The organism is Yokenella regensburgei (assembly GCF_051486985.1).
Lineage (GTDB): Bacteria > Pseudomonadota > Gammaproteobacteria > Enterobacterales > Enterobacteriaceae > CBFFRJ01.
Map to the genome: position 1 here is coordinate 185437 of NZ_JAHVDV010000002.1, position 24112 is coordinate 209548.

General features: G+C 55.0%; 21 protein-coding genes. 19 read left to right on the forward strand and 2 right to left on the reverse strand.

Features of this window, described 5'->3' with window-relative positions:
- Window positions 1–429 precede the first annotated feature (429 nt).
- The 14 genes from lrhA (at window position 430) to nuoN (ending at window position 17247) form a co-directional block, all read left to right on the forward strand.
- Entirely contained in the window at window positions 430–1368 is a 939-nt protein-coding gene (gene lrhA, locus KXR87_RS02620; RefSeq protein WP_437430712.1) for a transcriptional regulator LrhA, read from the forward strand.
- 621 nt (window positions 1369–1989) lie between these two features.
- Window positions 1990–2433 (forward strand): NADH-quinone oxidoreductase subunit NuoA, encoded by a 444-nt coding sequence (gene nuoA, locus KXR87_RS02625; protein ID WP_437430713.1) that lies wholly within the window; start codon window positions 1990–1992, stop codon window positions 2431–2433.
- A 15-nt stretch (window positions 2434–2448) separates the two neighbouring features.
- Window positions 2449–3123 (forward strand): NADH-quinone oxidoreductase subunit NuoB, encoded by a 675-nt coding sequence (nuoB, locus tag KXR87_RS02630; RefSeq protein WP_437430714.1) that lies wholly within the window; start codon window positions 2449–2451, stop codon window positions 3121–3123.
- 90 nt (window positions 3124–3213) lie between these two features.
- Window positions 3214–5016, forward strand: a complete 1803-nt coding sequence (gene nuoC / locus KXR87_RS02635; protein ID WP_437430715.1) for an NADH-quinone oxidoreductase subunit C/D — start codon at window positions 3214–3216, stop codon at window positions 5014–5016.
- Window positions 5017–5018: 2 nt separating this feature from the next.
- Window positions 5019–5519: an NADH-quinone oxidoreductase subunit NuoE gene (gene nuoE / locus KXR87_RS02640; protein ID WP_437430716.1), complete on the forward strand. Its 501-nt coding sequence runs from the start codon at window positions 5019–5021 to the stop codon at window positions 5517–5519.
- Window positions 5516–6853, forward strand: coding sequence for an NADH-quinone oxidoreductase subunit NuoF (nuoF, locus tag KXR87_RS02645; protein WP_437430717.1), 1338 nt, complete (start codon window positions 5516–5518; stop codon window positions 6851–6853). Before nuoE ends, nuoF begins: the two co-directional genes overlap by 4 nt.
- A gap of 202 nt (window positions 6854–7055) precedes the next feature.
- Window positions 7056–9782, forward strand: coding sequence for an NADH-quinone oxidoreductase subunit NuoG (gene nuoG / locus KXR87_RS02650; RefSeq protein WP_437430718.1), 2727 nt, complete (start codon window positions 7056–7058; stop codon window positions 9780–9782).
- A complete protein-coding gene (gene nuoH, locus KXR87_RS02655; protein ID WP_437430719.1) occupies window positions 9779–10756 on the forward strand; it encodes an NADH-quinone oxidoreductase subunit NuoH in 978 nt (325 codons plus the stop codon). Before nuoG ends, nuoH begins: the two co-directional genes overlap by 4 nt.
- Before the next feature lie 13 nt (window positions 10757–10769).
- The gene (gene nuoI / locus KXR87_RS02660; protein ID WP_437430720.1) at window positions 10770–11312 is read left to right on the forward strand and encodes an NADH-quinone oxidoreductase subunit NuoI; all 543 of its coding nucleotides are present in this window, start codon (window positions 10770–10772) and stop codon (window positions 11310–11312) included.
- A gap of 11 nt (window positions 11313–11323) precedes the next feature.
- Entirely contained in the window at window positions 11324–11878 is a 555-nt protein-coding gene (gene nuoJ, locus KXR87_RS02665) for an NADH-quinone oxidoreductase subunit J (protein WP_437430721.1), read from the forward strand.
- The gene (gene nuoK / locus KXR87_RS02670) at window positions 11875–12177 is read left to right on the forward strand and encodes an NADH-quinone oxidoreductase subunit NuoK (protein WP_002463445.1); all 303 of its coding nucleotides are present in this window, start codon (window positions 11875–11877) and stop codon (window positions 12175–12177) included. Before nuoJ ends, nuoK begins: the two co-directional genes overlap by 4 nt.
- Window positions 12174–14015, forward strand: coding sequence for an NADH-quinone oxidoreductase subunit L (gene nuoL, locus KXR87_RS02675; RefSeq protein WP_437430722.1), 1842 nt, complete (start codon window positions 12174–12176; stop codon window positions 14013–14015). The genes nuoK and nuoL overlap by 4 nt, the downstream gene beginning before the upstream one ends.
- A gap of 238 nt (window positions 14016–14253) precedes the next feature.
- Entirely contained in the window at window positions 14254–15783 is a 1530-nt protein-coding gene (gene nuoM / locus KXR87_RS02680) for an NADH-quinone oxidoreductase subunit M (RefSeq protein WP_437430723.1), read from the forward strand.
- A 6-nt stretch (window positions 15784–15789) separates the two neighbouring features.
- Window positions 15790–17247: an NADH-quinone oxidoreductase subunit NuoN gene (nuoN, locus tag KXR87_RS02685; RefSeq protein ID WP_437430724.1), complete on the forward strand. Its 1458-nt coding sequence runs from the start codon at window positions 15790–15792 to the stop codon at window positions 17245–17247.
- A 66-nt stretch (window positions 17248–17313) separates the two neighbouring features.
- Here nuoN and KXR87_RS02690 read toward each other — a convergent pair whose 3' ends face one another.
- Together KXR87_RS02690 and rnz are read right to left on the reverse strand one after the other, a co-directional pair.
- Window positions 17314–18339: a chemotaxis protein gene (locus KXR87_RS02690; protein WP_437430725.1), complete on the reverse strand. Its 1026-nt coding sequence runs from the start codon at window positions 18337–18339 to the stop codon at window positions 17314–17316.
- 77 nt (window positions 18340–18416) lie between these two features.
- On the reverse strand, window positions 18417–19334 hold the full coding sequence (gene rnz, locus KXR87_RS02695) for a ribonuclease Z (RefSeq protein WP_437430726.1): 918 nt from the start codon (window positions 19332–19334) through the stop codon (window positions 18417–18419).
- 72 nt (window positions 19335–19406) lie between these two features.
- On the opposite strand from rnz, the gene KXR87_RS02700 reads away from it, so the two are divergent.
- The 5 genes from KXR87_RS02700 to menH all read left to right on the forward strand — a co-directional run bounded on the left by KXR87_RS02700 (window position 19407) and on the right by menH (window position 24110).
- Window positions 19407–19868 (forward strand): GNAT family N-acetyltransferase, encoded by a 462-nt coding sequence (locus tag KXR87_RS02700; RefSeq protein WP_437430727.1) that lies wholly within the window; start codon window positions 19407–19409, stop codon window positions 19866–19868.
- A gap of 54 nt (window positions 19869–19922) precedes the next feature.
- Window positions 19923–20225 (forward strand): stress response protein ElaB, encoded by a 303-nt coding sequence (gene elaB / locus KXR87_RS02705; protein WP_437430728.1) that lies wholly within the window; start codon window positions 19923–19925, stop codon window positions 20223–20225.
- Window positions 20226–20311: 86 nt separating this feature from the next.
- On the forward strand, window positions 20312–21610 hold the full coding sequence (gene menF / locus KXR87_RS02710) for an isochorismate synthase MenF (protein ID WP_437430729.1): 1299 nt from the start codon (window positions 20312–20314) through the stop codon (window positions 21608–21610).
- A 71-nt stretch (window positions 21611–21681) separates the two neighbouring features.
- Window positions 21682–23352, forward strand: coding sequence for a 2-succinyl-5-enolpyruvyl-6-hydroxy-3-cyclohexene-1-carboxylic-acid synthase (gene menD / locus KXR87_RS02715; protein WP_437430730.1), 1671 nt, complete (start codon window positions 21682–21684; stop codon window positions 23350–23352).
- Entirely contained in the window at window positions 23349–24110 is a 762-nt protein-coding gene (gene menH / locus KXR87_RS02720) for a 2-succinyl-6-hydroxy-2,4-cyclohexadiene-1-carboxylate synthase (RefSeq protein ID WP_437430731.1), read from the forward strand. Before menD ends, menH begins: the two co-directional genes overlap by 4 nt.
- Window positions 24111–24112 lie beyond the last annotated feature (2 nt).

The following is a 24112-nucleotide window of genomic DNA, read 5'->3' on the forward strand; positions in this document are numbered from 1 at the left end:
TATAAATATAAGGGTTTTAGGTTAAACTGCCGTTCGAAATGGTGCACATGAGAGTCCCCGCTTGCTTTGTGGACTATTTCTGCCTGTCCGTTGTCTGTTATTACAAGTTTTAACTCCCGGTTAGCCATATGTATGGGCTGTATATGAGACATCCGTTATCTACAGTCGATATTGTTGCAAAAAAATGCTTTTCCCTTAAAAGGATTAACATGTATTCGTATGGTTTATATATTCAAAAAGAAGGGAGTCGTAAATAACGACGCGACGTTCGCCTGGGATCACATGGCGAACTATAAGCACCAGAACTTTCAGTCAGGTTGACCAGGCTATAACTCTGCTGGATGCACATTTTAAAGGGAATTGCTTAAATCTTACGCGCACAGCATAAACCCGGGTAACTCCGAGTGAGGAACCCGTAAGTGAAAAATTATGATAAATGCAAATCGTCCGATACTGAATCTCGACCTCGATCTGCTGAGAACCTTCGTTGCGGTCGCTGATTTGAACACGTTCGCTGCGGCAGCCGCTGCGGTTTGTCGCACCCAGTCTGCGGTCAGTCAACAAATGCAGAGGCTGGAGCAGTTGGTTGGAAAAGAGCTTTTCGCCCGTCACGGTCGTAATAAGCTTCTCACCGAACACGGCATTCAGTTACTGGGCTACGCCAGAAAAATTTTACGCTTTAATGATGAAGCATGTACCTCGCTGATGTTTAGCAATTTACAGGGGGGGCTTACGATTGGCGCGTCTGATGAATCGGCCGATACCATCCTGCCGTTCCTGCTCAACCGTATAAGTTCGGTTTACCCAAAGCTGGCGTTAGATGTTCGTGTAAAACGTAACCCTTTCGCCGGGGAAAGGTTGCAGGAAGACGATGTTGATTTGATTGTGACCACCCACCGATCAGGCCTGGAGAACTGCCTGACACTGAGGACGTCTCCAACCCACTGGTATTGCGCGGCTGATTTTATGCTGCAAAAAGGCGAGGCGGTACCTCTGGTGCTGCTCGATGAACCCAGTCCGTTTCGCGAGCTCATCCTTAACGCGCTGAACGCCGCTGACGTTGCCTGGCGCATTGCTTATGTTGCTTCGACTTTGTCAGCGGTCAAAGCCGCCGTAAAGGCAGGGTTGGGCGTCACGGCACGACCTGTTGAGATGATGAGTCCCGATCTGCGAGTGCTTGGCAATACGGAGGGATTACCCGCGCTTCCTGAAACCGAATATGTGCTCTGCGTCAACGCCCGTAGCCAGAATAAACTGGCGCAGGTCATTTTCCAGGCGATGGAGCACTACCAGAATCCGTGGCAGTATGGCACGCGTGCCACCGAAGGAGGAGGCGACTCGCTGGTCGCGGAGGATGATTTTGGCTGACAGGCACGGCAAAAACTGGTAACAAATTGTAAATGCAAAAATGGACCGCTGATGGAAAAAAGCAAGTCATCGGTTCATTTTTGACACCAATGCTTATGGATGAGCGAAATGAAAATTATAAAATGCTGCTATATCAACAGATTAACAATCTTTCCTCCACAATTCCCCTTCATGTTCTATAGTTTTTAGTGATACTGCGGCATGTTAAAAATCAGGCTATTTTGTTGCCGTTTTTAGTGATGAATTAACAAAAGCGTGTCTCAGATCAAGAAAATACTCCCACAGAGGGGGAGGAATCCGTGCAAAATCCTGTCAAAATAAGAGGGTAATTTTTGTAAAACCTCACAACGGACACGATTCAACACCCTAAAAGATCATGGGCTTCGTCGAGGTTGAATAAGAAAACGGCATTTAATGTTAATGAGTTGCTGCCGATGTAAACTAATGTGAGGAAACTTTTGTTAAAGTTGACAAAAGGTTATAGAAAGGAGTAAAACCCACATCGTTTGGCTGACTTGTCAAATTCTTACTTAACGTGTGGTTTTATTCCTCCCCATGAATCGATGTAGCGCCATCTGCCGAAAAGAGCAGAGTAGTAAGCGCTACCTTTTGAGCTAAGCAATGCGTATGTCAACATCCACTGAAATCATCGCTCATCATTGGGCGTTCGCAGTCTTTCTTATTGTCGCAATTGGCCTGTGCTGCCTGATGTTGCTCGGCGGCTGGTATCTCGGCGGTCGCGCACGCGCAAGACACAAAAACGTTCCTTTCGAATCGGGTATTGATTCGGTCGGTACCGCACGCCTGCGTCTCTCCGCTAAGTTCTATTTGGTGGCCATGTTCTTCGTCATCTTCGATGTTGAAGCGCTCTATCTGTATGCATGGGCAACTTCCATTCGCGAGAGTCGTTGGCTCGGTTTTGCCGAAGCCGCAATTTTCATTTTAGTGCTGCTGGCAGGTCTTTTTTATCTGGTGCGAATCGGCGCGCTGGACTGGACGCCGTCGCGTTCACGTCGTGCTCAAATCAACCCAGAGACTACCAACTACACTAATCGTCAACGCTAACCGCGAGGCAATAAGATGGATTATACGCTCACCCGCATAGATCCCAACGGTGAGAACGACCGTTACCCCCTGCAAAAACAGGAGATCGTAACCGACCCCCTGGAACAGGAAGTTAACAAAAGCGTCTACATGGGCAAACTCGAAAATGCCCTGCATGACATGGTTAACTGGGGCCGCAAAAACTCAATCTGGCCTTATAACTTCGGGTTGTCCTGCTGTTATGTCGAGATGGTGACCTCCTTCACCGCCGTGCACGACGTTGCGCGTTTTGGTGCTGAGGTACTGCGTGCTTCCCCACGTCAGGCCGACCTGATGGTGGTTGCAGGAACCTGTTTTACCAAGATGGCCCCGGTCATTCAGCGTTTGTACGATCAAATGCTGGAACCAAAATGGGTTATCTCCATGGGCGCATGCGCTAACTCCGGTGGGATGTATGACATCTACTCCGTGGTTCAGGGCGTCGATAAATTTATCCCCGTGGATGTCTATATCCCAGGATGTCCGCCGCGTCCTGAAGCCTATATGCAGGCTCTGATGCTGTTGCAGGAATCCATTGGTAAAGAGCGCCGCCCGCTGTCGTGGGTCGTTGGCGATCAAGGTGTATACCGCGCCAACATGCAGTCGGAACGCGACCGCAAACGCGGCGAGCGTATTGCAGTCACGAATCTGCGTACGCCTGACGAGATTTAATTTGCGCCTGCGGGTTGTGGCATCAATCTTCGCATTTTAATAATCAACTAACGCGAAGCCATACCTGACAGTCACCACGGAAATTTTGCAATGGTGAACAATATGACTGACTTAACTGCGCAAGACGCCACATGGCAGACCCGGGATCACCTTGATGATCCCGTCATTGGCGAACTGCGCAACCGTTTTGGGCCGGATGCCTTTACCGTTCAGGCGACCCGCACCGGGGTGCCCGTAGTATGGGTGAAGCGCGAACAGTTACTGGAAGTGGGCGATTTCTTAAAGAGACTGCCAAAACCTTACGTCATGCTGTTTGATTTACACGGCATGGACGAACGTCTTCGCACGCACCGCGCGGGTTTACCTGCCGCGGATTTTTCCGTTTTCTACCACCTGATTTCCATTGAACGCAATCGCGATATCATGCTCAAGGTGGCATTGTCTGAAAACGATCTGCGCGTACCGACGTTCACCAAACTTTTCCCGAACGCCAACTGGTATGAGCGTGAAACCTGGGAAATGTTTGGAATTGATATTGAAGGCCACCCTCATCTGACGCGCATCATGATGCCGCAGACCTGGACAGGCCACCCGCTGCGTAAAGACTATCCGGCGCGTGCAACCGAGTTCGATCCCTTTGAGCTGACCAAAGCCAAGCAGGATCTGGAAATGGAAGCGCTGACCTTCAAACCGGAAGACTGGGGCATGAAGCGCGGCACCAGTAACGAGGACTTTATGTTCCTCAACCTGGGTCCTAACCACCCCTCTGCGCACGGTGCTTTCCGCATTATTCTTCAGCTTGATGGCGAAGAGATTGTCGACTGCGTCCCGGACATCGGTTACCACCACCGTGGTGCTGAAAAAATGGGTGAGCGCCAGTCCTGGCATAGCTACATTCCTTACACCGACCGTATCGAGTATCTCGGCGGTTGCGTGAACGAAATGCCGTATGTGCTGGCCGTTGAGAAGCTGGCGGGTATTACTGTCCCGGCGCGTGTGGACGTGATTCGTGTGATGCTCTCTGAACTGTTCCGCATCAACAGTCACCTGCTCTATATCTCGACCTTTATTCAGGACGTTGGCGCAATGACGCCGGTCTTCTTTGCCTTCACCGATCGTCAGAAAATTTACGATCTAGTGGAAGCGATCACCGGTTTCCGTATGCACCCGGCCTGGTTCCGTATCGGTGGTGTGGCACACGATCTGCCGCGCGGTTGGGATCGTCTGCTGCGTGAATTCCTCGACTGGATGCCAAAACGTCTGGCTTCGTATGAGAAAGCCGCGCTGCGCAACAGCATTCTGAAAGGGCGTTCTCAGGGTGTTGCCGCCTACGGCGCGAAAGAAGCGCTGGAGTGGGGCACCACGGGTGCAGGCCTGCGTGCTACCGGGATCGATTTTGACGTGCGTAAGGCGCGCCCTTACTCCGGTTATGAAAACTTCGACTTTGAAGTGCCGGTTGGTGGTGGGGTATCCGACTGCTACACCCGTGTCATGCTGAAAGTTGAAGAGCTGCGCCAGAGTCTGCGCATCCTTGAGCAGTGCCTCAACAATATGCCGGAAGGCCCGTTCAAAGCGGATCACCCGCTGACCACGCCGCCGCCGAAAGAGCGCACGCTGCAACATATCGAAACCCTGATCACGCACTTCCTGCAGGTTTCCTGGGGTCCGGTCATGCCGGCGCAAGAATCCTTCCAGATGATTGAAGCGACCAAGGGTATCAACAGTTACTACCTGACCAGCGATGGCAGCACCATGAGCTACCGTACGCGCGTGCGGACGCCAAGCTTCCCGCACCTGCAGCAGATACCATCCGCCATTCGCGGTAGCCTGGTTTCCGACCTGATTGTGTATCTGGGTAGTATCGATTTTGTTATGTCAGATGTGGACCGCTAATTATGCACGAGAATCAATTACCAGAAACCGAGGCCTTTGAGCTGAGTGCGGCAGAGCGTGAAGCCATTGAGCACGAGAAGCATCACTACGAAGACCCGCGTGCGGCGTCCATTGAAGCGCTGAAGATTGTTCAAAAACAGCGCGGTTGGGTGCCGGATGGGGCGATTTACGCCATCGCTGAGGTGCTGGGCATCCCGGCAAGTGATGTCGAAGGCGTTGCCACCTTCTACAGCCAGATTTTCCGCCAGCCGGTGGGGCGTCATGTGATTCGCTATTGCGACAGCGTGGTCTGCCATATTACCGGCTATCAGGGCATTCAGTCTGCGATTGAAAGCCATCTGAAAATCAAGCCGGGCCAGACGACGTTTGACGGACGCTTTACGCTGCTGCCGACCTGCTGTCTGGGCAATTGCGATAAGGGGCCAAACATGATGATTGATGAGGACACTCATGCACATCTGACCCCGGAAGGCATCCCCGAATTACTGGAGCGGTATAAATGAAAGACGTTATCCGTACTCCCGAAACGCATCCGCTGACCTGGCGTCTGCGTGATGACAAACAGCCCGTGTGGCTGGATGAATATCAAAGTAAAAATGGTTATGCCGGCGCGCGTCGTGCGCTGTCGGGTATGGCCCCGGATGAAATCGTCAATGCGGTCAAAGACTCTGGTCTTAAAGGCCGTGGCGGCGCTGGCTTTTCCACCGGTCTGAAGTGGAGCCTGATGCCCAAAGACGAGTCCATGAACATTCGTTACCTGTTATGTAACGCTGATGAAATGGAGCCGGGTACTTATAAAGACCGTTTACTGATGGAGCAACTGCCGCACCTGCTGGTGGAGGGCATGCTCATCTCCGCGTTTGCGCTGAAAGCGTATCGGGGCTACATCTTCCTGCGCGGTGAGTATATTGAAGCCGCCGTGCACCTGCGTCGTGCGATTGCCGAAGCGACCGAAGCCGGTCTGCTTGGCAAAAACATCCTCGGCAGCGGGTTCGACTTCGAACTGTTCGTGCACACCGGGGCAGGGCGCTACATCTGTGGTGAAGAGACTGCACTGATTAACTCCCTCGAAGGGCGTCGTGCTAATCCGCGCTCCAAGCCGCCTTTCCCGGCAAGTTCGGGCGTATGGGGTAAACCGACCTGCGTCAACAACGTCGAAACCCTGTGTAACGTCCCGGCTATTCTGGCGAACGGCGTTGAGTGGTATCAGAACATTTCGACCAGTAAAGATGCCGGCACCAAACTGATGGGCTTCTCAGGTCGCGTGAAAAACCCCGGCTTGTGGGAGCTGCCATTTGGCACTACCGCACGTGAAATCCTGGAAGATTATGCAGGTGGTATGCGTGACGGCCTGAAATTCAAAGCCTGGCAACCGGGTGGAGCGGGTACCGATTTCCTGACCGAGTCTCACCTGGATCTGCCAATGGAGTTTGAAAGCATTGGCAAAGCGGGCAGCCGCCTGGGTACGGCGCTGGCGATGGCGGTCGACCACGAAATTGGCATGGTGCCGCTGGTGCGTAACCTGGAAGAGTTTTTCGCCCGTGAATCCTGCGGCTGGTGTACACCTTGCCGTGACGGTTTGCCGTGGAGCGTGAAAATTCTGCGTGCGCTTGAGCGTGGCGAAGGCCAGCCCGGGGATATCGAGACACTTGAGCAACTGTGTCGTTTCCTGGGTCCAGGTAAAACCTTCTGCGCGCATGCGCCAGGTGCGGTTGAACCCCTGCAAAGCGCGATTAAATATTTCCGAGAAGAATTCGAAGCAGGCATCAAGCAGCAGTTCAGCAATACCAACGCCATAGGCGGTATTCAGCCGAACCTGTTGAAAGCGCGCTGGTGATAGGGGTATCTCGCCCAAACGCGATACCTGAGAAATTTCGATTAATGCCTGAGTAATAACCCAATCCTTCGCACTGTAGCAAGGCGGCAACAGAGCGAATTCCGGAAAAGGGAGTCAACTGAACTCGCCGGATGAGAGATGGCAACCAACGCGACAACAGCGTGAAGGGTGATGGTTATTTGGGCCAACTGGAAGCATGCTAATGGCTACGATTCATGTAGACGGCAAAGAATACGAGGTTAACGGTGCGGACAACCTGCTACAGGCATGTCTCTCACTGGGCCTTGATATTCCTTATTTTTGCTGGCATCCGGCGCTGGGCAGCGTGGGTGCGTGCCGCCAGTGTGCGGTGAAGCAATACCAGAACGCGGAAGACACGCGTGGTCGCCTGGTGATGTCCTGTATGACACCGGCAACCGAAGGCACTTTTATTTCTATTGATGATGCAGAGGCGAAACAATTCCGCGAGAGCGTCGTAGAGTGGTTGATGACCAACCATCCGCACGACTGCCCGGTCTGTGAAGAAGGGGGCAACTGCCACCTGCAGGATATGACGGTCATGACCGGTCATAGCTTCCGCCGTTATCGTTTTACGAAGCGTACCCACAGAAACCAGGACCTGGGGCCGTTTATTTCTCACGAAATGAACCGCTGCATCGCCTGCTACCGCTGCGTGCGTTACTACAAAGATTATGCTGATGGCGTGGATCTGGGCGTTTATGGCGCACATGACAACGTCTACTTCGGTCGCCCGGAAGACGGGGTGCTCGAAAGCGAGTTCTCCGGTAACCTGGTTGAAATCTGCCCGACCGGCGTATTTACCGACAAGACGCACTCCGAGCGTTACAACCGTAAATGGGACATGCAGTTTGCGCCAAGCATCTGCCAGCAGTGTTCTCTGGGCTGTAACACCAGCCCCGGTGAGCGTTACGGTGAACTGCGTCGTATTGAAAACCGTTATAACGGCTCCGTGAACCACTATTTCCTCTGCGACCGTGGCCGTTTTGGCTATGGCTACGTGAACCTGAAAGACAGGCCGCGTCAGCCGGTTCAGCGTCGTGGCGATGATATCATCACCCTCAACGCCGAGCAGGCCATGCAGGGCGCAGCAGATATCCTGCGTCAGTCCAAAAAAGTGATTGGTATTGGTTCGCCGCGTGCAAGCGTTGAAAGCAACTTCGCCTTACGTGAGCTGGTGGGCGCTGAGAACTTCTATACCGGTATCGCGAAAGGCGAGCAGGAACGCCTGCAGATGATGCTCAAAGTGCTGCGTGAGGGCGGTATTCGTACCCCGACCCTGCGCGAAATTGAGTCTTATGATGCGGTGCTGGTTCTGGGTGAAGACATCACGCAAACCGGCGCACGTGTTGCGCTGGCGGTGCGTCAGGCCGTGAAAGGCAAGGCACGCGAAATGGCAGCGGCGCAAAAGGTAGCTGACTGGCAGATTGCCGCCATCCTGAACATTGGTCAGCGTGCAAAACATCCGCTGTTTGTCACCAACGTCGACACTACCCGTCTGGACGATATCGCCGCGTGGACCTACTGCGCACCGGTTGAAGATCAGGCGCGACTGGGTTATGCCATTGCCCATGCACTCGATGAAAATGCCCCTGCAGTAGAGGGCATCAGCCGTGATCTGCAAAACAAAATCGACGTCGTGGTTCAGGCGCTGGCTGGCGCGAAGAAACCGCTGATTATCTCCGGCACTAATAACGGTAGCGTGGATGTCATTCAGGCGGCGGCTAACGTTGCCAGGGCACTGAAAACGCGTGGTGCGGACGTCGGCGTCACCATGATTGCCCGTTCTACCAACAGCGTCGGGCTTGGCATGATTGGCGGTGGCTCGCTTGATGAGGCGCTGAACGAACTGGAAACCGGTGCGGCAGATGCCGTGGTGGTGCTGGAAAACGATCTGCATCGTCATGCGTCCGCCACCCGTGTGAACGCCGCGCTGGCTAAAGCGCCGTTGGTACTGGTTATTGACCATCAACGCACGGCGATTATGGATCATGCGCATCTGGTGCTCTCCGCTGCCAGCTTTGCAGAAAGTGACGGCACGGTTATCAACAATGAAGGCCGCGCGCAGCGCTTCTTCCAGGTGTATGACCCGTCCTATTACGACAGCAAAAACATCATGCTTGAAAGCTGGCGCTGGCTGCACTCCCTGCACAGCACGGTGCAAAACCGTGAGGTGGACTGGACGCAGCTTGACCATGTGATTGATGCCGTTGTTGAGAAGCTGCCGCACCTGGCCGGCATCAAAGATGCAGCACCTGATGCAAGCTTCCGCATTCGCGGTCAGAAACTGGCGCGTGAACCGCACCGTTACAGTGGCCGTACTGCGATGCGCGCCAACATTAGCGTGCACGAACCGCGTCAACCGCAGGATAAAGACACCATGTTCGCCTTCTCAATGGAAGGGAACAACCAGCCATCCGCACCGCGCTCGCAAATTCCATTTGCCTGGGCACCAGGCTGGAACTCACCGCAGGCGTGGAACAAGTTCCAGGCTGAGGTCGGGGGGCACCTGCGTCATGGCGATCCTGGTGTGCGTCTGTTTGAAGCCTCGGAAAGTGGTCTCGATTACTTCACTCACGTACCCGCGAGCTTCGAAGCGCAGGACGGGCAGTGGCTGATCGCCCCTTACTATCATCTGTTTGGTAGTGACGAAATGTCTCAGCGCTCCCCGGTCTTCCAGAGCCGTATGCCGCAACCCTATATCAAACTCAACCCGGCCGATGCCGCGAAGTTGGGGGTGAATGCCGGTGCGCGTATCTCCTTTAGTTACGACGGCCAGACGCTCAGCCTTCCGCTTGAGCTGTCCGAAAAGCTGACGGCAGGGCAGGTTGGTTTACCGATGGGCATGCCGGGCATCGCGCCGGTGCTCGCGGGTGCTCGTCTTGAAAATCTGCAGGAGGCGCAAGCATGAGTTGGTTAACACCGGATGTTATCGACATTCTGTTAAGCATCCTGAAAGCGGTCGTCATTTTGCTGGTGGTGGTCACCTGTGGCGCGCTCATGAGTTTTGGTGAGCGTCGTCTGCTGGGGCTGTTCCAGAATCGTTACGGACCGAACCGCGTAGGCTGGGGTGGCTCACTCCAGATCGTCGCGGACATGATCAAGATGTTCTTCAAAGAAGACTGGGTGCCGAAATTTACGGACCGCATGATCTTTACCCTTGCGCCGGTCATTGCATTCACCTCGCTGCTGCTGGCCTTCGCTATCGTTCCGGTCAGCCCTAACTGGGTGGTTGCCGACCTCAACATCGGGATTTTGTTCTTCCTGATGATGGCCGGCCTCGCGGTGTATGCGGTGCTGTTCGCGGGCTGGTCGAGTAACAACAAATACTCCCTGCTAGGGGCAATGCGTGCATCTGCGCAAACCCTGAGCTACGAAGTGTTTCTTGGCCTCTCCCTGATGGGCGTAGTGGCGCAAGCCGGTTCCTTTAATATGACCGACATCGTCAACAACCAGGCTGATATCTGGAACGTCATCCCGCAGTTCTTTGGTTTTATTACCTTTGCGATTGCCGGCGTGGCAGTGTGTCACCGCCATCCCTTTGACCAGCCCGAAGCCGAGCAGGAGCTCGCTGATGGTTACCACATCGAATATTCCGGTATGAAATTCGGTCTGTTCTTTGTCGGGGAATACATTGGGATTGTGACCATCTCAGCATTGATGGTGACGCTGTTCTTCGGTGGCTGGCACGGCCCGTTCTTACCGCCATTCCTCTGGTTCGCGATCAAAACCGCGTTCTTTATGGTGATGTTCATTTTGATTCGCGCAGCGTTACCCCGTCCTCGTTATGACCAGGTAATGTCTTTCGGCTGGAAAGTCTGCCTGCCGCTGACGCTTCTCAATTTGTTGGGCACGGCGGCTGTCATTCTCTGGCAAGCGCAATAAGGGGCTTAAGACCATGACTTTAAAAGAAATACTCGTGGGCTTCGGCACCCAGGTGCGCAGTATCTGGATGATCGGCCTGCATGCGTTTGCTAAACGCGAAACCCGTATGTACCCGGAAGAGCCGGTCTATTTACCGCCGCGCTACCGTGGACGTATTGTTCTGACCCGTGACCCGGATGGTGCCGAGCGCTGTGTTGCCTGTAACCTGTGTGCGGTCGCCTGTCCGGTAGGGTGTATCTCCCTGCAAAAAGCAGAAACCAAAGACGGACGCTGGTATCCGGAGTTCTTCCGCATCAACTTCTCACGCTGCATCTTCTGCGGTATGTGTGAAGAGGCGTGCCCGACGACCGCTATCCAGCTGACGCCGGATTTTGAAATGGGTGAGTACAAACGTCAGGATCTGGTTTACGAAAAAGAGGATCTGCTGATCTCCGGTCCGGGCAAATACCCGGAATATAACTTCTACCGGATGGCAGGTATGGCAATCGACGGCAAAGATAAGGGCGAAGCGCAGAACGAAGCCAAGCCTATCGACGTCAAGAGCCTGTTACCGTAAGGAGAGGGGCAATGGAGTTCGCTTTTTATATCTGTGGCCTGGTTGCCATCCTGACGACACTGCGGGTGATAACCCACACCAATCCGGTGCACGCTTTGCTGTACCTGATTGTGTCGTTGCTGGCTATTGCAGGGGTCTTCTTCTCATTAGGTGCCTACTTTGCGGGTGCGCTGGAAATCATCGTTTACGCAGGGGCCATTATGGTGCTGTTTGTGTTCGTGGTGATGATGCTCAACCTGGGCGGTTCTGAAATCGAACAAGAACGCCAGTGGCTGAAACCGCAGGTGTGGATTGGCCCGGCCATCTTGTCGGCTGTTCTGCTGGGCGTAATCATTTACGCCATTACCGGCATTAATGACCAGGGTATTGACGGTACGCCAATTGGCGCGAAAGCCGTCGGTATCACGCTGTTTGGACCTTATGTCCTCGCAGTAGAGCTGGCGTCAATGCTGCTGTTGGCGGGTCTGGTTGTGGCCTTCCATGTTGGTCGTGAAGACCGACAGGGTGAGGTGCTGAGCAACCGTACGGACGATCGCCCGAAAAGAAAAACGGAGGAGCATGCATGATCCCCTTACAACATGGACTGATCCTTGCCGCGATCCTGTTTGTTCTCGGGCTGACGGGTCTTGTCATTCGACGCAACCTGCTGTTTATGCTGATTGGTCTTGAAATTATGATCAATGCGGCCGCCCTGGCATTTGTCGTGGCGGGCAGCTATTGGGGCCAGACCGACGGTCAGGTGATGTACATCCTCGCCATTAGCCTCGCCGCTGCGGAAGCAAGCATTGGCCTGGCGTTGCTGCTGCAACTCCATCGTCGCCGCCAGAATCTGAATATCGATTCAGTAAGTGAGATGCGTGGATGAACATGCTCGCCTTAACCATTATTTTTCCTTTAATTGGCTTTTTGCTGCTCGCCTTCTCTCGTGGACGCTGGTCTGAAAACCTCTCTGCCACGGTGGGAATGGGTTCTATTGGCCTGGCGGCTCTGGTCACCGCCATTGCAGGCGTGGATTTCTTTAACAACGGTCGTCAGGTCTTTACGCTGCCGTTGTGGACCTGGATGTCCGTTGGCGATTTCAACATCAGCTTTAGCCTGGTGCTGGATGGCCTGTCGCTGACCATGCTTTCCGTGGTCACTGGCGTCGGCTTCCTTATCCATATGTTCGCCTCCTGGTATATGCGCGGTGAAGAGGGGTATTCCCGCTTCTTCGCCTACACCAACCTGTTTATCGCCAGCATGGTGATTCTGGTACTGGCGGATAACCTGCTGCTGATGTACCTCGGCTGGGAAGGGGTGGGTCTGTGTTCCTATCTGCTGATCGGGTTCTACTACACCGATCCGAAGAATGGTGCCGCAGCCATGAAAGCGTTTGTCGTGACCCGCGTGGGTGACGTCTTCCTCGCCTTCGCACTGTTCATTCTTTATAACGAACTGGGCACCCTGAACTTCCGGGAGATGGTTGAACTGGCACCGGCGCACTTCGCAAACGGCAACACGATGCTGTGGTGGGCGACGCTGATGCTGCTGGGCGGGGCGGTTGGTAAATCCGCGCAGCTGCCGTTGCAGACCTGGCTTGCCGATGCGATGGCGGGTCCGACACCTGTTTCAGCGCTTATCCACGCGGCTACCATGGTCACCGCCGGGGTCTACCTGATTGCCCGTACTCACGGCCTGTTCCTGATGACCCCGGAGATTCTGCATCTGGTAGGTATCGTCGGGGCAGTGACCCTGGTGCTGGCAGGTTTTGCTGCGCTGGTTCAAACCGACATCAAACGCGTTCTCGCTTACTCCACCATGAGCCAGATTGGCTACATGTTCCTGGCGCTGGGCGTGCAGGCATGGGATGCGGCGATTTTCCATCTGATGACGCATGCGTTCTTTAAAGCGCTGCTGTTCCTCTCGTCTGGTTCGGTGATTCTGGCCTGCCACCACGAGCAGAACATCTTTAAGATGGGGGGTCTGCGTAAATCCATTCCGCTGGTTTACGCCTGCTTCCTGGTGGGTGGCGCGGCGCTGGCGGCCCTGCCGTTGATTACCGCAGGCTTCTTCAGTAAGGATGAAATCCTTGCCGGGGCTATGGCAAACGGACACATCAACCTGATGGTTGCAGGGCTGGTCGGTGCGTTCATGACCTCGCTCTATACGTTCCGTATGATTTTCATCGTCTTCCACGGGAAAGAACAAATTCATGCGCATGCAGGGAAGGGGATAACCCACCATCTGCCACTGATTGTGCTGCTGATTCTCTCTACCTTCGTGGGCGCAATGATTGTACCGCCGTTGCACGGTGTTTTGCCTGAAACGACTGAGCTTGAGCATGGCCATGTGATGATGCTTGAAATCACCTCGGGTGTGGTGGCGATTGCTGGCATCCTGATTGCTGCGTGGCTGTGGCTAGGCAAACGTACGCTGGTGACATCTGTTGCCAACAGCGCACCGGGCCGCCTGCTGGGTACCTGGTGGTACAACGCCTGGGGCTTCGACTGGCTCTACGATCTCATCTTCGTGAAGCCGTTCCTCGGCATTGCGTGGCTGCTGAAGCGTGACCCGCTGAATGCCTTGATGAACATCCCGGCCATCCTTTCTCGCTTTGCAGGCAAAGGTCTGCTGCTTAGTGAGAGTGGGTATTTGCGCTGGTATGTGGCATCCATGAGCATCGGGGCCGTCGTGATTCTGGCGCTGTTGCTGGTATTGCGTTGAGTTTGTTGGCTTGCCGGATGGCGCTGCGCTTATCCGGCCTACAAACCCATAACTATTTTAGAATTCGTTGAAAATCTGTTCCTGAAGTACAGGCGTCATCGGCGAAGTCAGACCGGAGACCGCCAGCGCAGAGCAACCGGAGCGTACTTGAGTACGTGAGGAGTGCGAGCACTGCCGGGATTCGGGCTGGCAAGCGAGACAGCCTGAGCAGGAGTAAATATAAGGGACATACTTAGCTATGTTATTACCCTGGTTGATATTAATTCCCTTTATCGGCGGCTTCCTGTGCTGGCAGACCGAACGCTTCGGCGTGAAGCTGCCGCGCTGGATAGCGCTGATTACCATGGGACTGACGCTGGCGCTTGGTCTGCAACTGTGGTTGCAGGGCGGCTATTCACTGACGCAATCTGCGGGTATCCCACAGTGGCAGTCGGAGTTTTTACTCCCCTGGATCCCGCGCTTTGGCATCAATATCCATTTAGCGCTGGACGGTTTGTCCCTGCTGATGGTGGTGCTGACCGGCTTCCTCGGCGTTCTGGCGGTACTGTGTTCCTGGCGTGAGATCGAAAAATACCAGGGCTTCTTCCACCTGAACCTGATGTGGATCCTTGGCGGCGTCATTGGCGTGTTCCTTGCCATCGATCTGTTCCTGTTCTTCTTCTTCTGGGAGATGATGCTGGTGCCGATGTACTTCCTGATCGCACTCTGGGGCCACAAAGCCTCTGACGGGAAGACACGTATTACCGCAGCCACTAAGTTCTTCATCTATACCCAGGCGAGTGGTCTGGTGATGCTGATTGCGATTCTGGCGCTGGTACTGGTGCATCACAACGCGACGGGCGCCTGGACCTTCGATTATGAAGATCTGCTGAAAACGCCTATGTCTTCTGGCGTGGAATATCTACTGATGCTCGGCTTCTTTATCGCCTTCGCGGTGAAAATGCCGGTGGTACCATTGCACGGCTGGCTGCCTGACGCGCACTCGCAGGCACCCACCGCAGGTTCCGTTGACCTCGCCGGTATCTTGCTGAAAACCGCGGCCTACGGTCTGCTGCGCTTCGCGCTGCCGCTGTTCCCGAACGCTTCGGCAGAGTTTGCGCCTGTCGCCATGTGGCTGGGTGTGATTGGTATCTTCTACGGCGCATGGATGGCGTTCACCCAGTACGACATCAAACGTCTGATTGCCTACACCTCCGTTTCCCACATGGGCTTCGTACTGATTGCTATCTACACCGGTAGCCAGTTGGCTTACCAGGGTGCGGTGATTCAGATGATTGCGCATGGTCTGTCCGCAGCGGGTCTCTTCATCCTGTGCGGCCAGTTGTACGAGCGCCTGCATACTCGTGATATGCGCATGATGGGTGGACTCTGGAGCAAGATTAAGTGGTTGCCTGCACTCTCCATGTTCTTTGCCGTTGCCACGCTCGGGATGCCGGGGACGGGTAACTTCGTTGGCGAGTTCATGATCCTGTTCGGTAGCTACCAGGTGGTTCCGGTGATCACCGTCATCTCCACCTTTGGCCTGGTGTTTGCGTCTGTTTACTCACTGGCGATGCTGCATCGCGCTTACTTCGGTAAAGCAAAAAGCGAGATTGCCAGTAAAGCGTTGCCAGGGATGTCACTGCGAGAGCTGTTGATGATTCTGTCGCTGGTTGTACTTCTGGTACTGCTTGGCTTCTATCCGCAGCCGATTCTGGATACCTCGCATTCTGCGATGAGTAATATCCAGCAGTGGTTTGTTAATTCTGTTTCTACTACAAGGCCGTAAAGCGCTATGACTTTAACCACACAACACCTGATTGCGCTGCTGCCGCTGCTGATCGTCGGATTGACGGTGGTGGTTGTGATGCTCTCCATAGCGTGGCGACGCAACCATTTCCTCAATGCCACGCTGTCAGTGGTGGGCCTGAACGTTGCGTTAGTCTCCCTCTGGTTTGTTGGCCAGGCGGGGGCGATGGACGTCACGCCGCTGATGCGCGTCGATGGCTACGCCATGCTCTACACCGGGCTGGTACTGTTGGCGAGCCTCGCCACCTGTACCTTTGCTTATCCGTGGCTGGAAGGCTATAACGACAATAAAGAAGAGTTCTATCTGCTGGTGCTGATTGCGGCACTGGGTGGGATACTGCTCGCCAATGCAAACCATATGGCCTCGCTGTTCCTCGGTATTGAACTTATCTCTCTGCCGTTGTTTGGCCTGATTGGCTATGCCTTCCGTCAGAAGCGTTCGCTTGAAGCGAGTATTAAATACACCATCCTGTCAGCGGCTGCCTCGTCATTCCTGCTGTTTGGTATGGCGCTGGTCTACGCACAGTCCGGAAGTCTGTCGTTTGTCGCGCTGGGCAAAAGCCTCAGTGGCACTGCGCTGCATGAACCGCTGTTGCTCATTGGTCTGGGTCTGATGATTGTGGGACTCGGCTTTAAACTTTCGCTGGTCCCCTTCCATCTGTGGACGCCAGACGTATACCAGGGTGCTCCTGCCCCGGTTTCCACCTTCCTGGCGACAGCGAGTAAAATCGCTATCTTCGGTGTGGTGATGCGTCTTTTCCTGTATGCGCCGGTAGGCGACAGCGAAGCCGTCCGCCTGGTGCTGGGTATCATCGCCTTCGTTTCCATTATCTTCGGGAACCTGATGGCGCTGAGTCAGACCAATATCAAGCGTCTGCTCGGTTACTCGTCCATTTCTCACTTAGGTTATCTGCTGGTGGCGCTGATTGCCCTGCAAAGCGGTGAGATGTCGATGGAAGCAGTGGGTGTTTATCTGGCGGGTTACCTCTTCAGCAGCCTCGGCGCCTTTGGTGTGGTGAGCCTGATGTCCAGCCCGTATCGCGGTCCGGATGCAGAGTCGCTTTACTCCTACCGTGGTCTGTTCTGGCACCGTCCGATTCTGGCGGCTGTAATGACCGTGATGATGCTGTCACTGGCCGGTATTCCGATGACGCTGGGCTTTATCGGCAAGTTCTACATTCTGGCAGTGGGTGTACAGGCGCACCTGTGGTGGCTGACAGGGGGCGTGGTTCTCGGCTCCGCCATTGGTCTTTACTACTACCTGCGCGTGGCCGTGAGTCTCTATCTGAATGCGCCGCAACAGCTCAACCGTGATGCGCCTTCTGACTGGCAGTACAGTGCAGGTGGTATCGTGGTGCTGATCTCTGCGCTGCTGGTGCTGCTGCTCGGTATTTACCCGCAGCCGCTCATCTCGCTGGTCGCGCTGGCGACACCGCTGATGTAACCCAGCTCAGTAAATAAAAAACCGCCGGTTCCGGCGGTTTTTTTATGCTCTGAAGACGCTGCGAATTTATTTAGCCAACAGCGGTTTCGCCATGATTTTCTGTCCACTGACCAGCGGCCCGCTGATGCGGCTCGCGGAACGCTCAAGCACTTCCTGAATAACGGAAGAGAGTTCGTTAATTTCAAATTTGGCCACGTAGCCATCAGCCTGGACTTTACGCACGTGATCCTCGTTCGCGCTGCCGGAGAGCGATGAGTGGATAACCACCGGAATTTGCTTAAGGCGTGGATCGCTTTTGATCAAACGAGTCAGGGTAAACCCATCCATCTCCGGCATCTCAAGGTCAGTCAGTACCATAGAGATCTTATCGCTGATTGGTACCCCTTCGGCGTCGGCCTGCTGGCTCAGAACCTGAATACGTTCCCACGCATCTTTCCCGGTAATATGCATGGTGTTGGGGATCTGCATGGCCTGCAGACCTTTATCCAGCATCGCGCGCGCTACCTTTGAGTCTTCCGCCACGATAGCGACGGCACCAGGCTTGATGTTGAATTTCTTGTCCGGGATATGGTTGCCGTGCAGATCATGATCGGCCGGTGAAATGTCATACAGGATCTGTTCCACATCCAGCACCATCGCCAGGTTGTTGCTGTCTTTATCTTCATCAAGGCAGGCAATACTGGTGATGTAATGGCCGTTGATGGCCTTCTCGGCGGTGTGTACCTGCTTCCAGTCCAGACGGATGATGTTCTCGACCGACTCAACGGCAAACGCCTGCACGCTGCGCGCATATTCGGTGATCAACAAAATATTGAGACCGGTGGCTGGCTTACAGCCCGCGACTGCCGCAAGGTCGATGACCGGGATGACCTGATCGCGAATATTGACCATCCCCATCAAAGGCGGTTTCATTCCGGCCGGACGGGTAAAGGTTGGCATAGGAACAATTTCGCGCAATTTGAAAACGTTTATGCCGAAAAGCTCCGACTTTTCATCATTCAGTGAGGCACCAAGACGAAACAGCAACAGCTCAAAACGGTTCGACAGGGTGAGATTCGCCCTGTCATCGATATCTTTCTGGAAATTATCCATCGTGCCCTCAGTGTGAAATGCCTGCGTTAATACTGTTATCGGCACAATGTGCAAAAAGTAGAGTGCGCAATATCACATCACAGAGGAACAATCTGAAAATCTTTTGCAAGCCGGGTATCGCGGAATATCGCCTGACACTCCTGGAGCAAACGCTGCGCCCCTTCTTCATCGTAACGGGAGCTGAGATGGGTAATCACAAGCTCTCTGGCTCCGGCATCCGCTGCCAGCTGTGCCGCCTGGCGGGACGAACTATGACCGCGACTGTTTGCTTTCTCTTCCATCGCCTGTTCAAGGGTGGCCTCGTGCACCATAAGATCGACCTCGCGTGCAAGCTCAAGAGCTGCCGGGCAGGGGGCAGTGTCCCCGAAAATTGTCACTGTCTTTCCCGCCACTGGCGGGGCAAGGAAATCTTCACCTCTGATGGTTCGGCCGTCGTCGAGGGTGACGGTTTCCCCTTTTTTAAGTTTCTGGAATAGCGGGCCAGGCGGGACGCCCCATTCAATCAATGCCTGCGCATCGAGCGCGCCCGGTTTGTCATATTCTTCAATACGATAGCCATAGCATTCAACCGGATGATTCAGCGCTCGTGCGCTGACGCGGCGTAAACCATCATCCAGCACCAGACCTTCGCTGATTTCAACTATGGTCAGCGGATAATCGGTCCAGGAGCCGCTCAGACGAAGCGTCGTATCGACAAACGCCTTGATGCCTTTGGGGCCATAGATGGTCAGGGGCTGAACGTTACCCGCCATCGACCGACTGCACAGCAGCCCCGGCAGACCAAACAGATGATCGCCGTGCAGATGAGTGATGAAGATGTTGTCCAGCTTGCCTGGATTAAACGCCGTATTGAGCAGTTGATGTTGGGTGCCCTCACCGCAGTCAAATAACCACAGCCCGGCTCGGGTAGGGTGCTGAAGGTTGAGGAGAATAGCCGAGACATTACGGCTTCGGGTGGGCACGCCAGCGGAGGTGCCTAAAAAAATCAGTTCCACAGGAGATGACGTCCTTTGCGTTTAAAGCGAGAGTTTTAGTATAACGGGGTCAACGCTAATAAGGAGCACAACATGATTCGCTGGCAGGACCTGCACCATTCTGAATTAACCGTGGCCGAACTCTATGCCCTGCTCAAACTGCGCTGCGAGGTATTTGTTGTGGAACAAGCCTGCGCCTATGCCGACGTAGACGGTGAAGATCTTGTGGGAGATAACCGTCATCTGCTCGGCTGGCAGGATAATGCGCTGGTGGCGTATGCGAGGATTCTGAAAAATGACGACGATACGGCGCCAGTTGTGATTGGTCGGGTGATTGTCAGCCATACAACTCGCGGTGAAAAAACCGGTAGTCAACTGATGGAACGCGCCCTGGCGGTCTGCCAGCAACACTGGCCGCAACACGCGCTATATCTGGGTGCGCAGGCACATTTGCAACACTTTTATGGTCGATTTGGCTTTGTAGCCGTAACCGAGGTTTACGAGGAAGATGGTATCCCTCACGTCGGAATGGCGCGAGAAGGAGGCCAGGCGTAACCCAAAGGGATTGTCTATAGTTTAGCGGACAGGTTCACAACATGGAGATAACTGATGTCTAATCAATTTTATGATTCACGTATCGATGACGACCTGGCCCTGCTGAGCGAAACGCTGGAAGAAGTCCTGCGCTCATCGGGCGACCCCGCTGACCAGAAGTACATTGAGCTTAAAGCTCGTGCTGAGCAGGCGCTGAGTGACGTTAAAAATCGCGTCAGTAACGCGTCGGACACCTATTACTATCGGGCTAAAAAAGCGGTTTATCGTGCGGATGATTACGTGCACGAAAATCCGTGGCACGGTATCGGTGTTGGTGCCTCGGTCGGTCTGGTGTTAGGCCTGTTGTTGCGTCGCTAACCAAAAAGTCCCCTCCCTCTACGGGGGTACTCCTCTTTATGGCGTACACCCCGTATAATGTGCGGTTTTAGAAGGGAGGGGGTTGCGTGCTGTCTGTTTCTGCTGCGCTTGAACTTTTGCTGGAAAAATTATCAGGCGACCTTGCGCATTCGCCTGGCCTGCAGGTGTTTGATGTTCCCTTCGCGCTGAATGACGCGTTTGACCCACTCTCCTGGCTGGCAGGGCAGCGAACCTGGCCGCAATTTTACTGGCAACAACGCAGTGGTGAGGATGAAGCCGCCGCCCTCGGTGCAGTGTTACGCTTTCCATCACTTCCCCTTGCACAACACTTTCTTCGCGATCATCCTGAACACGATCTACGCATCTGGGGACTGAATGCCTTTACCCCTTCGCAGGGAGACTTATTCCTTCCTCGCCTCGAATGGCGCAGGTCAGGCGGGCACGCCTCACTCCGGCTCATTGTCAACAATGATGCTCAGCAGGCCACGGATGTGCAGAGCGCCAGAGCTTTTCTCGCCGCTCTCGTGAGCGCCGTCCCCCTTCCTGACGTCCGACAACCTTTGCTGGAACAGAACCATACGCCTGACCAATCTCACTGGGAGCATCTGGTGGCACAGGCCACCTGCGCTATTCGCGACGGCGTCATGGAAAAAGTGGTGCTTGCCCGCACGACGGACCACCGTTTTTGCCGACCCGTTAATGCCGCTGCATTGATGGCCGCCAGTCGGCGGTTAAACCATCACTGCTTCCACTTCTATATGGCGTTTACGGCCCAGGAGGCCTTTCTGGGCTCCTCACCAGAGCGTTTATGGCGTCGGCGGGGGAGTGCTCTGCGCACCGAAGCCCTGGCCGGGACCGTGGCCAGTCATCCGGACGATGTTCAGGCGCAAGCGCTGGGCAACTGGTTGATGACGGACGATAAAAATCAGCGGGAAAATATGCTGGTGGTGGAGGATATCTGCCAGCGTTTACAACCCGTGGTATCCACACTGGATATCCTGCCAGCGCAGATTATAAGGTTGCGCAATGTGCAGCATTTACGCCGCTGCATCTGGACCGAGTTTGCAAGCGAAGATGATGCAGAGTGTCTGTTTCTCCTGCAGCCGACGGCGGCGGTAGCTGGCTTGCCAAGAGCGGCAGCGCACTCGTTTATCCGGCAGGCGGAACCTTTTGACCGCGAATGGTATGCCGGTTCAGCAGGGTATCTCTCATTACGCGAAAGTGAATTTTGCGTCGCCCTACGTTGTGCAATGATTAAGGGTGACAATGTGCGGCTTTATGCCGGTGCGGGGATAGTGGCCGGCTCCGATCCGGCACAGGAGTGGCAGGAAATCGAGAATAAGGCGGCGGGACTGCGATCTTTATTGGTGTTGTCGCACGCATAACCGACCCATATCAAAAATCCATCGTTTTCGATTCTTTATACTTAACCGCATTATTGATACCGGACAAATTTATGTCAGTGAGCAGCTTTAACCGACGCTGGGCCGCGGTGATCCTCGAAGCGTTAACCCGTCATGGCGTGCGCCATGTTTGTATCGCCCCAGGTTCCCGCTCCACCCCCCTGACGCTGGCGGCGGCTGAAAACAGGGCCTTTATCCGCCATACGCACTTTGATGAACGCGGACTGGGGCACCTTGCGCTGGGCCTTGCCAAATCGGATCAATCGCCTGTCGCCGTCATTGTTACATCCGGTACGGCGGTTGCGAATCTCTATCCGGCGCTGATTGAAGCCAGTCTGACCGGTGAGCGGCTGATTCTGCTTACCGCGGACCGTCCACCGGAACTTATTGACTGCGGGGCGAATCAGGCGATTCGTCAGCCCGGTATGTTTGCAACTCACCCAACCCAGTCTCTGGCCTTGCCACGTCCCACGCAGGAGATACCGGCTCGTTGGCTGATCTCAGCCATTGATAATCTGCTCGGCTCCGTTCAGGCCGGCGCGGTGCACATTAACTGCCCGTTTGCCGAACCGTTGTACGGCGAGATGGATGAAACCGGCCTTGGCTGGCAACAGGCCCCGGGCGACTGGTGGCAGGACGATAAACCCTGGCTGCGTGAAGCGTTGCATACCGGCAGCCATGCCCAGCGTGACTGGTTTTTCTGGCGGCAAAAACGGGGTGTGGTGGTCGCAGGGCGCATGAGCGCGGCAGAAGGTAAACAGGTTGCGGCCTGGGCAAAAACCCTCGGCTGGCCTTTAATTGGCGATGTGCTCTCGCAGACCGGGCAGCCGCTGCCGTGCGCAGATTTATGGCTGGGCAATGCGCGCGCGGTCACTGAGCTGCAGCAGGCGCAGATCGTTATTCAGCTCGGCGGGAGCCTGACGGGAAAACGTCTTTTACAGTGGCAGGCGACCTGCGAGCCGGAAGAGTACTGGCTGGTTGATCCCATGCCGGGCAGGCTCGATCCGGCGCACCATCGTGGTCGCCGTCTGACGTCGCCGGTTGCTGACTGGTTGAATGCTCATCCTGCTGAAGTTCGCGCCCCCTGGTGTGTTGAACTTCCTGAGCTTTCAAAGCAGGCCTGGGAAGCCGTCCTCATGCGACGGGAAACCTTTGGTGAAGCACAGCTTGCCCACCGACTTGCTCGCTATTTGCCTGAGCAGGGGCAGCTTTTTCTGGGTAACAGCCTGGTCGTGCGGCTTGTTGACGCGCTGGGACAACTGCCGGCGGGCTATCCGGTTTACAGCAATCGTGGCGCGAGCGGTATTGACGGTCTCATTTCCACGGCGGCAGGCGTACAGCGGGGCAATGCGCGGCCCACGCTGGCGCTGGTGGGGGATCTCTCCGCGCTTTACGATCTGAATGCGCTGGCGTTGCTGCGTCAGGCCTCTGCACCCTTTGTGCTCATCGTGGTTAATAACAATGGCGGGCAGATTTTCTCGCTGCTACCCACAGCGCCTGACGAACGTGAAGCGTTTTACCTGATGCCGCAGCATGTCAATTTTGAGCATGCGGCCGCCATGTTCGGGCTTAAATATCACCGGCCTGACAGCTGGCAGGCGCTGGAAGAGGTATTCGCAAGCGCCTGGGGACGACCAGGCACCACGTTAATTGAACTGGTTGTGGACGGCGCCGAAGGCGCACAGACCCTGCAAAGTTTGCTGGCACAGGTGAGTCGGTTTTGATACTGCATGCCCGGATGGCGCACGCGCAGGCGACCGGCCCCTGGCTGGTTTTCCTGCATGGTTTTTCCGGCGATAGCCTGGAGTGGCAGCCGGTGGGCGACCGCATTTGCGGGTGTCCGTGCCTCTATATAGACCTTCCCGGGCACGGTGGCTCCGCCGGAATAACCGTCGGGTCCTTTGCTGAGATGCGTTATCTGCTGTCCGCCACCTTAAATAGTTACAACATACTAAAGTACTGGCTGGTGGGCTATTCCCTCGGTGGGCGCATAGCGATGGACTTCGCCTGTGAGGCACCTGCAGGCATCTGCGGATTGGTGGTCGAAGGCGGGCATCCCGGGCTCACTGATGAGGCTGAACGGTCTTCCCGCAGGGCCAGCGATCGGCGCTGGGCAGAAAGATTACGCCATGAGCCTCTGAGCGAGGTCTTTACCGACTGGTATCAGCAGCCGGTTTTTGCCTCTCTTCAGGCGCAGCAGCGGGCGCAACTGATCGCCCTTCGCAGCCAGAACAGCGGCAGGGCGCTGGCGGCGATGCTGGAAGCCACCTCGCTGGCGGTTCAGGCTGATTTACGCGCTGCGCTGCGACAATGCGCATTTCCGGTTCATTACCTTTGTGGTGAACGGGACAGTAAATTTCGGGCGTTGTCGGCGGAGATCGCTGCACGCTCTCATCTCATTAACGCCGCCGGGCACAACGCACACCGGGAAAATCCCGAAGCGGTTGCCGCCTGCCTGGCACAAATTCTGCGTCTGATATAAAG